This window comes from Myxococcus sp. CA040A (assembly GCF_013336725.1).
GTDB classification, from domain to species: Bacteria; Myxococcota; Myxococcia; order Myxococcales; family Myxococcaceae; genus Myxococcus; species Myxococcus llanfairpwllgwyngyllgogerychwyrndrobwllllantysiliogogogochensis.
Genome location: NZ_JABUMR010000023.1, coordinates 1 through 12,050, shown reverse-complemented (window position 1 = coordinate 12,050; position 12,050 = coordinate 1). Strand labels below are relative to the sequence as shown.

The 12,050-nt window shown below is 68.6% G+C and carries 11 protein-coding genes; 10 read left to right on the top strand and 1 reads right to left on the bottom strand.

The genetic code is table 11. From position 1 onward, the window contains the following. Positions 1-258: 258 nt before the first annotated feature. The 8 genes from HUA75_RS45315 to rtcA all read left to right on the top strand — a co-directional run bounded on the left by HUA75_RS45315 (position 259) and on the right by rtcA (position 9,129). The gene (locus HUA75_RS45315) at positions 259-498 is read left to right on the top strand and encodes a hypothetical protein (RefSeq protein WP_141647351.1); all 240 of its coding nucleotides are present in this window, start codon (positions 259-261) and stop codon (positions 496-498) included. Positions 499-572: 74 nt separating this feature from the next. Continuing rightward, the gene (locus tag HUA75_RS45310; RefSeq protein ID WP_174467476.1) at positions 573-1,181 is read left to right on the top strand and encodes a TetR/AcrR family transcriptional regulator; all 609 of its coding nucleotides are present in this window, start codon (positions 573-575) and stop codon (positions 1,179-1,181) included. Next, complete coding sequence (locus tag HUA75_RS45305; protein WP_174490025.1) at positions 1,178-2,398, top strand: MBL fold metallo-hydrolase; 1,221 nt, start codon at positions 1,178-1,180, stop codon at positions 2,396-2,398. Before HUA75_RS45310 ends, HUA75_RS45305 begins: the two co-directional genes overlap by 4 nt. Continuing rightward, the gene (locus HUA75_RS45300) at positions 2,395-3,105 is read left to right on the top strand and encodes an epimerase (protein ID WP_141647354.1); all 711 of its coding nucleotides are present in this window, start codon (positions 2,395-2,397) and stop codon (positions 3,103-3,105) included. The genes HUA75_RS45305 and HUA75_RS45300 overlap by 4 nt, the downstream gene beginning before the upstream one ends. 10 nt (positions 3,106-3,115) lie before the next feature. Beyond that, positions 3,116-4,462, top strand: coding sequence for a HAMP domain-containing sensor histidine kinase (locus HUA75_RS45295; protein WP_141647355.1), 1,347 nt, complete (start codon positions 3,116-3,118; stop codon positions 4,460-4,462). Beyond that, positions 4,452-5,891 carry a sigma-54 dependent transcriptional regulator gene (locus tag HUA75_RS45290; RefSeq protein ID WP_174476913.1) on the top strand — a complete coding sequence of 480 codons (1,440 nt, stop codon included), beginning with the start codon at positions 4,452-4,454 and terminating at the stop codon, positions 5,889-5,891. The genes HUA75_RS45295 and HUA75_RS45290 overlap by 11 nt, the downstream gene beginning before the upstream one ends. A 91-nt stretch (positions 5,892-5,982) precedes the next feature. Further along, on the top strand, positions 5,983-7,929 hold the full coding sequence (locus tag HUA75_RS45285) for a CocE/NonD family hydrolase (RefSeq protein WP_174490024.1): 1,947 nt from the start codon (positions 5,983-5,985) through the stop codon (positions 7,927-7,929). Positions 7,930-8,055: 126 nt separating this feature from the next. After that, positions 8,056-9,129, top strand: a complete 1,074-nt coding sequence (gene rtcA, locus HUA75_RS45280; RefSeq protein ID WP_174490023.1) for an RNA 3'-terminal phosphate cyclase — start codon at positions 8,056-8,058, stop codon at positions 9,127-9,129. An 18-nt stretch (positions 9,130-9,147) separates the two neighbouring features. On the opposite strand, the gene HUA75_RS45275 is transcribed toward rtcA, so the two are convergent. Next, a complete protein-coding gene (locus HUA75_RS45275) occupies positions 9,148-9,501 on the bottom strand; it encodes a hypothetical protein (RefSeq protein ID WP_141644378.1) in 354 nt (117 codons plus the stop codon). Between the two features lie 103 nt (positions 9,502-9,604). On the opposite strand from HUA75_RS45275, the gene sppA reads away from it, so the two are divergent. Next, positions 9,605-11,392, top strand: coding sequence for a signal peptide peptidase SppA (gene sppA, locus HUA75_RS45270; protein ID WP_174490022.1), 1,788 nt, complete (start codon positions 9,605-9,607; stop codon positions 11,390-11,392). A 101-nt stretch (positions 11,393-11,493) separates the two neighbouring features. Further along, on the top strand, positions 11,494-11,802 hold the full coding sequence (locus HUA75_RS45265) for a hypothetical protein (protein WP_174490021.1): 309 nt from the start codon (positions 11,494-11,496) through the stop codon (positions 11,800-11,802). Positions 11,803-12,050 lie beyond the last annotated feature (248 nt).

The window sequence follows — 12,050 nt, the reverse complement described above, 5'->3', positions numbered from 1 at the left end:
GCCGACACCCGTCAGGTGCGTTGGCGGGGGCGCTCCTCGCCTCGGATGGAAAGGTGCGCATGCCCCTTGAGGAGAGCCTTCCTTCCGAGGAGAGAAGGGGCTTTCGCCACGCCATCTTCATGCTTCTTCACGGGTTCGCGCCCACCCACCGTGGCACCTTGCGCACGCCTTCCTCGAAGGATGAGGACGGTGGCATCGCCATTGCTCATGAACCGCGCGCCACATTCCGTGCGCACCCGTTGAAGGCGAAGAGGCCCCATGCTGCTCGACATGTACCTGTTCTTCTGCCTGCCGTTCCCCGCTCCGCGCACGCCCAAGGCCAAGCCCGCGCCTCGCCGGGGCCGAGCGAGCGGACGCGGCTCGACGACTTCCCGAACGCCCCCTCGGCGCGTCGTGAAGGCGGCGAGCGGAAAGGCGGACAAGCCCTCCACCGGAGCACGTCGGACGTCGAAGCCCGCGCTGCGAGTGCTCGACGGAGGCCGCGCCGGCGTGCGCTGAGCCGAGGTCGCGGCCCCTGGGGTGGGGGTCGATTGAATTGACAATCTGGGTCCATCTTGTCAAATCTGTCCAAGATGGGGACCGAACTGAAGTCACCCGAGAAACCGCCGGACGACGCGCGGCGGAACCGGTTGCTGGACGCGGCGCTCGGCGTCTTCCTGCGCTACGGCTTCCGGAAGACGTCCATGGACCAGGTGGCCCGGGCCGCCGACGTGTCGCGCCAGGGGCTGTATCTGCACTTCGCGACGAAGGAAGACCTCTTCCTCGCCACGTTGCAGCACTCGATGGAGGTCTCGCTGCGGCTCGCTAGCGAGGGGTTGTCGGATGTCTCCCTTCCGCTGGAGGAGCGGTTGGTGCGGGGCTTCGATGCCTGGGTTGGCCGCTACGTCGGGATGCTGGGTGCGGACGCCAGGGATTTGTCCGAGGTCCTGAGCGCCTCCGGCGTGCAAGAGGTGGCGACGCGCCATGAGAACTTGTTCCTGGAGGCGGTGGCGAAGCTGCTGCGCGCCTCGGGACTGGTCGCCGCCTACAAGTCCACCGGCCTCACCGCGCGGCAGCTCACCGACACGCTCTACGCGACGGCGCGGGGGCTCAAGTACAGCAGCGGTACGCGTGAGGCATTCGTTCAAGGCATCGGCGTCGCGATTCGCGCGCTGTGCATGCCCCTGGGAGCATCCCGATGAAGACGCGAGGTTGGCGGCGTGTCCTGCGCCGTGGAGCAATGGGACTGGGCGCGGTGCTGGCGGTGGGCATCCTCGTGCTCGTCGTGGACGGCCACACATCCTTCGGCAAGAGCGCCACGGGGGCTCGGCGGGAGCGGATGGAGCGCTCGCCCCAGTGGAAGGACGGGCACTTCGACAACCCCCAGCCGCTGGTGAATCACTTCGGGGAGATGATGTCGGGGCTGCTCCACACCAGCCCCCACACCAGTCCCGGGGAGCCACTGACGGTGGAGCACATCAACCCCCAGCGCTTCCAGTCGCCGCCCGCGACGGGCCTGCGGGTGACGTGGATGGGGCACTCCTCGCAGTTGGTGGAGATCGACGGACATCGCATTCTGACGGACCCCGTGTGGAGCGAGCGCGTCTCGCCCTATTCCTGGGTGGGCCCCAAGCGGTGGTTCGCGCCGCCCATCGCCCTGGCGGACCTGCCTCCCATCGACGCGGTGGTCATCTCGCATGACCACTACGACCACCTGGACCGGCCGACGCTCCTCGCGCTGAGGGACTCCGCGAAGGACTCCAAGCTGGTGTTCATCGTGCCGCTCGGCGTGGGTGCGCATCTGGAGTACTGGGGCATTCCGGCGGAGCGCATCGTGGAGCTCGACTGGTGGGAGCGCACCCGGGTCGGGGAGTTGGAGGTCGTCGCCACCCCCGCGCGCCATGCCTCCGGGCGGTTCCTGTTCGACAAGGACTCCACGCTCTGGGCCGGTTACGCGCTCATCGGCTCCAAGAACCGCGCGTTCTACTCCGGCGATACGGGCCTGTTCCCGGCCATGCGGGACATCGGCGAGCGGCTGGGGCCCTTCGATGTGACGATGATCGAAACGGGGCAGTACCACCGCGCCTGGCCGGACTGGCACATCGGTCCGGAGCAGGCGGTGTTGGCACACCAGATGCTACGGGGGAAGGTCATGATTCCGGTGCACTGGGCCCTCTTCGGGCTCGCCTACCATGGCTGGACGGAGCCGGCCGAACGGGCGCGCGCGGCGGCCGAGCGCCTCTCCGTGACGCTGGTGCTGCCCAGGCCTGGACAGAGCGTGGAGCCGGAGCTCGAAGCAGCGGGTGTTCGGCAGCGATGGTGGCCGGAGCTGGCGTGGGAGACCGCGGAGCAACATCCCATCCTCTCCACGGGGATGGGGACGCCCGTGACGGCGAACCAGCCCGGAGGCCAGCCATGAAGGTCCTCCTCTTTGGCGCGACGGGCATGGTGGGGCAGGGAGTGCTGCGCGAGTGTCTGCGCTCTCCGAGCGTGGAGCAGGTGCTCGCGGTGGGTCGGGCGGAGACGGGGCAGCGTCACGAGAAGCTGCGCGAGCTGCCGCTCAAGGACTTCCTGGACGCGTCGTCGGAGTCTTCGCTCGATGGCTACGGCGCCTGCTTCTTCTGCCTGGGCGTGTCCTCGGCGGGGATGAAGGAGGAGGACTACCGGCGGGTGACGTACGACCTGACGCTGTCGGTGGCGCAGGTGCTGGCGCGGGTCAACCCGAGGATGACCTTCATCTACGTCTCGGGCGCGGGGACGGACAGCACGGAGAAGGGGCGCTCCATGTGGGCGCGCGTCAAGGGGCGCACGGAGAACGCGCTGCTCGCGATGCCGTTCCGCGCCGTGTACCTGTTCCGGCCCGGAATCATCCGGCCGATGCACGGCATCGTGTCGAAGACGCGGGTCTACCGGGTTCTCTACAAGGTGCTCAGCCCGCTGTACCCGGTGCTCAAGGCCGTGGCTCCCGGGTTCGTGACGACCACGGAGGCGGTGGGGTTGGCGATGGTGGCCACCGCCGAGCTGGGGGCGCCGAAGAAGGTGCTCGAGAACGACGACATCAACAACCTGGCGCGCCTCTATTCGCAGCGGCAGGCCAGCATCCGGGCCGGGCTCACCTCGACCTGACAAGGTGGACATGGACCCGCGAACCCGGCGCAGCTACGAGGCCCTCCGGCTCAAGCACATCGGCCGCATCTTCGGCCGCATGGTGCGCCTGCGTGCGTATGGTGGCCTCCTGCTGATGGGAGCTGTCGCCGGGGCGACGCTCATGGATGGCGCGCCCTGGCGCCGCATCTGGTTGCCCATCCAGGTGGTGTTGGCCCTGTCGTTCTTCTTCTTCGAGCTGCGCCGTTACGAGCGAGAGGGACTCACGGCGCGCAGCATCTCCGGCAACCTGACGCTGGGCATCATCCTGGAGCAGAGCCTGACGTGGGGAACGGGAGGGCTGGCCAGTCCGTTGCTGCCGCTCGTCCTTCCGCTGGCCTTCGTGGGGGCGGCGGTGCTCCCGCCGCGTCAGCGGCTCCTGTTGATGTTGGAGGAGCTGGGGCTCGTGTCCCTTCTGGCGGCGGCGCACCTGCTCGAGTGGACTCCCCCTTTGCACCTGTCGTTCCTGGGAGAGCCTCCTCGCGAGATGCTTCTCGCCCTCGCGGTGTTCATCCTGCTCCTGGTGGTGGCCGCCAACATCGTGGGGGCCGCCGTTCGGGGCACCTTCGAGGACATGCTGGCGGAGTCCTTCCATCAGCGTGACGAGCTGTTCGCCACGCATCGCGCCCACGCTCGGACGCTGGAGTCCTTGTCGGGGGAGATTGCCCACGAGCTGAAGAATCCCCTCGCCACGGTGAAGGGGTTGACGCAGCTCATGCGGCGCGAGCCGGAGCGCGCGCAGCCGTCGGAGCGCCTGGAGGTGCTGGCCGGCGAGGTGACGCGCATGCAGGACATCCTGGAGGAGTTCCTCAACTTCTCGCGCCCGCTGGTTCCGCTGTCCGTCAGCCAGGTGGACCTGGCGGCGCTGTGTGACGAGGCCGTGGTGCTGCACGAGGGCCTCGCCGCCGAGCACGGTGTCCGACTGGCCCGGGGTGGTGACGGTCCGGTGGTCGCGGCGTGTGATCCTCGCAAGGTGAAGCAGGTGGTGATGAACCTGCTGCACAACGCCATCGACGCGAGTCCACGGGGAGGTCAGGTGGTGGTGGATGTCGAGTCCGGCAGCCTGGGAGATGTGCGCGTGTTCATCCGGGATTCGGGGGCAGGGCTGTCACCCGAGGTGTCCTCGAGGGCCTTCGACGCGGGCGTCACCACGAAATCGAAGGGCTCGGGGCTCGGCTTGACGGTGGCCCGTGCGCTGGCGCGGCAGCACGGTGGCGAGGTGACGCTGCGCAACGAGGCGTCCGGGGGCTGTGTGGCGGAGATGATGTTGCCGCGCGAGCTTCCCGCGGACACCCTGGGCCCGGTGAGGGACGTGCGCGAGGTGGCCCATGCGCGGTGAGCCGGGCGCTGTATCGCGCGTGCTGGTGGTGGACGATGACGCGGGCGTGCGCTTCACGCTGCGGGAGATGTTGCGCAGCCTGTCCGGCGTGGAGGTGGAGCAGGCGGAGGACGGAGAGGCCGCGCTGGAAAAGCTGGCGTCGCGCGCGTTCGAGCTGGTCATCACCGACCTGCGCATGCCCCGGATGGACGGCATGGAGCTGGTGCGCCGGGTCAGCGGGGCACCCCACGCGCCGCGCATCATCGTCATCACGGCGCATGGCTCGGAGCGCTTCGCCGTGGAGGCGGTGAAGGCGGGCGCCTATGACTACTTCCGCAAGCCCTTCGACGTGGATGAGCTGCTCGCCGTCGTCACGCGCGCCCTGGAGTCGGTCCGGCTGCGCCATGAAAACGAGCGGCTGACAGGAGAGCTGAACCTGTCACGCTCCATGGTGTTCTCCTCGGAGCCCATGGGTCGGCTGGCGCAGTTGGTCCAACGCGCGGGCTCCCGCGACGTGACGGTGCTCATCACCGGGGAGAGCGGCACCGGCAAGGAGCGGGTGGCGGAGGCCCTGGTGCGCGCCTCACCGCGCGCGAACGGACCCTATCTGCGCTTCAACTGCGCGGCCCTCACCGAGGAGCTCGCGGAGGCGGAGCTGTTCGGTCACTCGAAGGGCGCGTTCACGGGAGCGAATCGGGTCCGCCCCGGGCTGTTTCGCGAAGCGGACGGAGGCACGCTGCTCTTGGATGAAGTCGGAGAGCTGGCGCCTCCGCTCCAGGCCAAGCTGTTGCGGGTGCTCCAGGAGGGCGAGGTCCGCCCGGTGGGAGAAGACCGGCCGGTCAAGGTGGACGTCCGCATCCTGGCCGCCACGCATCGGGACTTGCGCAAGCGCGCGGCGGAGGGGCAGTTCCGCGAGGACCTCTACTACCGGCTCAACGTGGTGCAGCTCCGCGTGCCGCCGTTGCGCGAGCGCCCCGAGGACATCCCCGTGTTGTCACGGATGTTCCTGGACCGCTTCAGCGGCCGGTTCCACACGGGCCCGTTGAAGGTGCCGCCGGGCTTCGTGGAGCGGCTGATGGCGCTGCCCTGGCCCGGCAATGTGCGCGAGCTGGAGAACACCCTGGAGAGCCTGGTGGCGCTGTCGAGCGAGGGAGAGCTGGACCTGTCCCTCCTGCCGACCTCCGAGCCTCGGTCGGCTGGCGCCGCGTCGACGGGGCCCGTGGCCGAGGGACTCCGGAGCGAGGAGGGCGAGGCCGCCACGGGGATGGGGCTCAAGGAGCGGGTGGAGGCCTATGAGCGGGGGCTCGTACTCGACGCACTGCGCATCGAGGGAGGAAACCGCAGCGGGGCGGCTCGGCGGCTGGGGATTGGCCGGGCCACCCTGCACGACAAGCTGCGCAAGTACGGGCTGGACAGCGCCCCGGACGAGGGCGGAGAAGGACGGAGCTGACGTCCCCTCGGGCTCGGGAACAAACGGCCTCCCGGGCCGTTCGGGGGCGGTTGTGTCCCCCACGATGTCGCGTCCCTTTACTGGAGCGTGCATGTCCCCCGTGTCTCGCAGTCTCGCGGCGCTGCTTTGGTTGTCCCTCGCAAGTCCCGCCGTCGCCCAGACGCCGCCACCGACTCCGTCGAAGGCCCCCGGTGCCTCGACACCGGAGCGCACGGAGCGCATCCGCTCGCGCTACACCAAGTTCGAGTACCGCATCCCCATGCGGGATGGCGTGAAGCTCTTCACCTCCGTCTACATCCCCGTCGATGCCTCTCCCAGCAAGCGCTACCCCATCATGATGGTGCGCACGCCCTACAGCGTCGCGCCGTATGGGCTGGACCGCTACAAGACGCAGCTCGGGCCGAGCGAGGCGTTCGAGAAGGAAGGCTTCATCTTCGTGTTCCAGGACGTGCGTGGCCGCCTCATGTCGGAGGGCGATTTCGTCAACGTGCGTCCCATCAACCCGAAGAAGGGCGCGAAGGACACCGACGAGAGCACCGACACGTACGACACCATCGACTGGCTGCTGGCGCGCGTGCCGAACAACAACGGCAAGGTGGGGCAGTGGGGCATCTCCTATCCCGGCTTCTACGCCTCCGCGGGCGCCATCAGCGGCCACCCGGCGCTCAAGGCGGTGTCTCCGCAGGCGCCCATCGCGGATTGGTTCTGGGACGACATGCACCGGCATGGCGCCTTCAACCTGTCGCTCGCGTTCAACTTCTTCTCGGGGTTCGGCAAGCCCCGGCCGGCGCCCACGGACAGCGAGGACTGGGCGCGCTTCGAGTACGGCACGCCGGACGGCTACGAGTTCTTCATGGACCTGGGCCCGCTGAGCAACGCGGAGACGAAGTACTTCAAGGGCGACGTCGCGTTCTGGAAGGACGTCACCGCGCATCCCAACTACGACGCCTTCTGGCAGGCGCGGAATCTCCTGCCGCACCTGAAGGGCCTGAAGGCGGCGATGCTGGTGGTGGGCGGCTGGTACGACACCGAGGACCTGTATGGCCCCTTGCGGACGTACGCCGCCATCGAGAAGCAGAACCCGGGCGTGGCGAACACGCTGGTGATGGGCCCGTGGCAACACGGGGGGTGGGTGGGCACCGAGGGCTCCAGCCTGGGTGACGCCGAGTTCGGCTTCCGCACGTCGGACGCGTACCAGGAGCTGGGCCTGGCCTTCTTCAAGCAGCACCTCAAGGGCGGCGAGAAGGCGGCGGTGCCGGAGGCGCTGGTGTTCGAGACGGGCGCCAACCGCTGGCGCCAGTTGGAGAGCTGGCCGCCGAAGGGGTTGCGTGAGACGCGGCTGTTCTTCCAGCCCAAGGGCGGGCTGTCCATGAAGGCGCCCACGGGGACGACGGAGTCGTTCGCGGAGTACATCAGCGACCCGGCCAAGCCGGTGCCGTACACGCAGGAGATCACGACGCGCTGGAGCAAGAACTACATGGCGGAGGACCAGCGCTTCGTCGCGAGCCGGCCGGACGTGCTGGTGTTCGAGACCGAGCCGTTGGAGCAGGACCTCACGCTGGCGGGCCCGCTGGAGGCGGACCTGTGGGTTTCCACGACGGGTTCGGACGCGGACTGGGTGGTGAAGCTGGTGGATGTGAATCCCGGCAAGCCGCGCGGCTGGAGTCGGAGCGACGCGGAGAAGGGCGAGAAGAACCGGGGTGGCCAGCAGACGCTGGTGCGCGGCGAGCCGTTCCGCGGCCGCTTCCGCGACAGCTACAGCGAGCCCAAGGCCTTCAAGCCCGGTGAGGTGTCGAAGGTGCGCTTCACCATCAACGACGTCTTCCACACGTTCCAGAAGGGGCACCGGGTGATGATCCAGGTCCAGTCGAGCTGGTTCCCGTTCATCGACCGCAACCCGCAGACGTACGTGCCCAACATCTTCGAGGCGAAGGAGGCGGACTTCACGCGCGCCTTCCATCGCGTGTACCACTCCGCGGCGCACCCCAGCTCCGTCAAGGTGGGCGTGCTGCCGGCGCTGGACGCACAGGGCAACTGAGGTCCGCGAGGGCGTGGCGGTGCATCTGTTTGGCACCGTCCGCTCGCGCTCGAAGGGTGGATGACGGGGCGGGACATCCGTCCCGTTCCTGTTACGTTTCCGCCCGCACGGAGGGATGGGAGGGGCATGACTGGCACCGAGGGGCCCGGGAGCGGGCTGGTGCGGCTCGACGGGAGTGAGGGCGAGGGGGGAGGGCAGATCCTCCGCTCGGCGTTGTCGCTGTCACTCATCACCGGACGGCCGTTTCACATCACCCACCTGCGTTCGCGGCGGGAGCCTCCGGGGTTGCGTCCCCAGCACCTGGCCTGCGTGCGCGGCGCCGAGGCACTGGGTGGCACCAGCGAGGGCGCCACGGTGGGCGCCTCCGAGCTGTCCTTCACGCCCGGCACCGTGCGCGCGGGGGACTATCTGCTGGAGGTCGGCACGGCGGGCAGCACGCCGCTCATCTTCCAGTGCCTCGTCTATCCCCTGGCCCTGGCCGGGGGCGGAAAGCTCACGTTGCGGGGCGGGACGCATCTGCCGCACAGCCCGAGCTTCCACTATGTCGCGACGGTGTGGCAGCCGGTGGCCCACGCGTATGGGCTCCCCGTGCACCTCACGATGACGCAGGCGGGGTTCTATCCAGAGGGCGCGGGGGAGATGGTCGCCCACGTCTTTCCGCCGCAGGAGCCGCCCCGGCTGGTGGATCTGCCCGCGCGGGGGATGCTGCGCGAGGTGCACGTCTCGTCATTCGTGGGAGGCCTGCCGTTCGCCATCGCCGAGCGGCAGTCGCGCGCCGCCGTGGCGGTGCTGCGGGAGAAGGGCATCCTGGCCGAGGCGGAGAATCGCCCGCTGCCGGTGAGCCGTTCGCTGGGCACGGTGACGTTCGTGCTGGCGCAGTTCGAGCACACCATCGCCGGCTTCACCGCGCTGGGGGAGAAGGGGCGTCCGGCCGAGGACGTGGGGCGGGAGGCTGGCGAGGCGCTGGCGCGCTTCATGGAGACGGGGGGCGCGCTGGACGAGTCGCTGGCGGATCAGATCCTCCTGCCAGCGGCGCTGCTGGCCGCGGGGCGCCTGGGGCCGGTGACGCCGGGCACCACGCGCTTCACCGCGGCTCGGGTGACGGACCACCTCACCACCCATGCCCGCGTCGTCGAGCGCTTCCTTCCGGTCAAGGTCCGGGTGGAGGCGGGCGGCGCGGTGGAGGTGGCCCCGGCTTGAGGGCCGGGGTGGGGTGGCTCAGGCCGCCTCGTCGTCGCCGCGGTTGGAGTTGTTGCCGAAGGTGTTCACGTCATCCATCTCCTTCGTCGTGTTCCGGAAGGCGCGGAAGCCGAAGGGGATGGCGACGAGGAACACGAGGCCGGCGAGGCCCACGGCCTTCCAGGGGAAGGGCTGCGTCTTCACCTGGATGTCCTTGCCGTAGGAGTTGAGGTTGTTGCCCATGGCGCGCTGCTTGGCGGCCTCGCGCTCCTCGGCGGTGAGCTCACGGGGGGCGTTGAAGTCCTGGACCGGTTTGCGCGGCTGAGCCAGTGCCGCTCCGCCCGTCGCGAGCGCGAGGACCAGGAGGAGTCGGGCAAGGGAGGGATTTCGCATGAGGGGGGAGGCTATCACGACCCAACGGGAGTGCTGAACAGGGCTTGCACCGGGAGCGCGTTGTCCAGTACGCGCCAGGGTGCCCACATCACCTCCGGACGCCATGCTGCGCCTGCCCTTCATCGCCCTCGCCAACCTGTTGCTGCTCCTGCGGACCCTGTTGGGTGCGCCCTTCCGCCTGTTCGCCGCCAGCCACCGGCCGGCCTATGTGCGCTTCCGGTTGGCGGGGGATCCGCCCTACCGCGAGCAGCGCAAGCCCCGATTCTCGCTGGGGGGAGGCTCGCGTCCGGAGCCTGCGGACGTCACCTCGTTGGAGCGCTTTGGCGAGTCCCTGAGGCTGTTGGCGAAGGACCCCAAGGTGAAGGGGATTCTCCTGGAGGTGGAGGAGCTGGGGTTGCCGGGGGCGAAGCGCGACGCGGTGGTGGCGTTGCTGGCGGAGTTCCGGGCGGCGGGCAAGCGGGTGGTGTCCTGGGCGGTGATGGTGGACACGGACACGTACCCGGTGCTGTGCGCGGCGGACGAGGTGCTCCTGGCCCCCATGGGGCGGCTGGAGCTGGTGGGGTACTCGGCGGAGTCCACGGCGCTGGGCGAGGGGCTGTCCCGGATTGGTATCCGGCCGCAGTTCATCCGGCGGGGTGACTACAAGACGGCGCCGGAGTTGTTCACGCATCCGGCGGTGTCGGACATCCAGCGGCGCACAGTGGAGTCGTTCCTGGACGAGCGCTACGCGACGCTGGTCGACGCGGTGTCGGTGGCGCGGCGCAAGACGCCCGACGAGGTGAAGGCGCTGATCGACCAAGGCCCGTACAGCGGGCCGAGGGCGAAGGCGATGGGGCTGGTGGACGCGCTGGTGGACGAGGCGGACCTGCCGCTGCACCTGGGGTTGGTGAAGGTGGAGGAGGGGAAGGCGCCGGAGGACGTGGAGGACACGGAGCTGGAGGCGCTGGACACGTATCTGGAGACGGTGCCGTTCCCGGCGGTGAAGTGGCGGCGGATGAAGCGGAAGCCTCGGCTCGCGTTGGTGCCGGTGTCGGGGATTATTGTGCCGGGGAAGGGGAATGCGGGCGGGCGTCTGGCGTCGACGGACGCGGTGGTGAAGGCGTTGAGGGCGGCGGGGCGGGACAAGCGGTCGAAGGCGGTGCTGCTGTATGTGAACAGCCCGGGTGGGGCGGCGATTGCTTCCGAGCAGATTCTGGAGGCGGTCCAGCGGGTGGCGCGCAAGAAGCCGGTGATCGCATACATGGACCGGGTGTGCGCCAGTGCGGGCTACATGGTGGCGCTGGGGGCGAAGGAGCTGTGGAGTGCCCCGCATGCGGTGGTGGGGTCCATTGGTGTGTTCGCGGGCAAGTTCGACACGTCCGGGCTGATGAACCTGCTGGGCATCCACAAGACGTTGATCACGCGGGGAGCGAACGCGGGGTTGTTGTCGTTCTCCCGGGGCTTCACGGACGGGGAGCGGGCGGCGCTGGAGGCGGACATCGAGGAGATGTACCAGTCCTTCCTGGGGCACGTGGCGAAGGCGCGAGGACGGACGAAGGAAGAGATCCACGCGCTGGCGGAGGGCCGGGTGTACTCGGGGCTCCGTGCGAAGGACGCGGGCCTCGTGGACAAGATTGGTGGGTTCGAGGAGGCGTGCCGCTACGCGCTGTCCCTGGCGAAAGTCGCGCCTGGGGACTTCGAGCTGAAGACGTATGGGGCCGCGGAGCGACGGATGTCGGTGCTGCGGTTGTTGATGGGTGCGGCGCAACCCCAGACTTATTCGCTGTGCTCCGTGTCGTGGAATCTGGCCGGGCAGGAGCGGGAGACGTTGGCTTCGCTGGCGGATGAGACGCGGTGGGGCTCGTGGCTGCGGGAGTTGGTGCGTGATGCTCCTCCGGGAGAGATGCCATGAATCAGCCGGACGCCGCTTGGGAGGACACTCCACGGTGTCGGCAGTGCAATGGGGAACTGGGGTTCGTTAAGGCGCAAGGCCCCGTGGAGACGTATCGATGCATGTCTTGCGGTATGGAGATGGTCGGCATCATGTCCCCGCGGATTGATGAATTCATCAAATTCCTTGGGCCACGAGGAACGCTGCGGGTGCGCTGGGGCGGGAAGTCAGCAGGAGCAAAAGAGGCGCACGCGTTGCGTCAGTTGGCGCCTGAACTCCAGGCCAAGTCTGTTCCGGAAGCCCTGGCTCTGCTGAGAAGCAAGAACGAATGGGTCTTTGAAGAGCTCACTCGAGGCCAGGCCAAAGAGCTGGGGCAAAGGGCGACTGCCCTGGGACTGGAAGTCAGCACGGAGTTTCCAGATGCCTTGTGACTTGGCGAAGGCGTAGCTTCTTGGCTCTCCGCCCTCACCGGCAATGATCCGGACATCCGGATGAAGAGAATCTAGCGAGCGGGCAAGTCAGGTCACGTCGGTCGCTTACGAAGAGAAGCTTAGAGCCTCTATCAAATGTGAGGATAGAGGCTTCGGAAGAGCATGACGCAGCAGCCGAGGACGAGGAAGCCGAAGTGGACGTCGTCCCTGCGCTCGTCACGGACACGGAGCCGACGAAGTTGATTTTT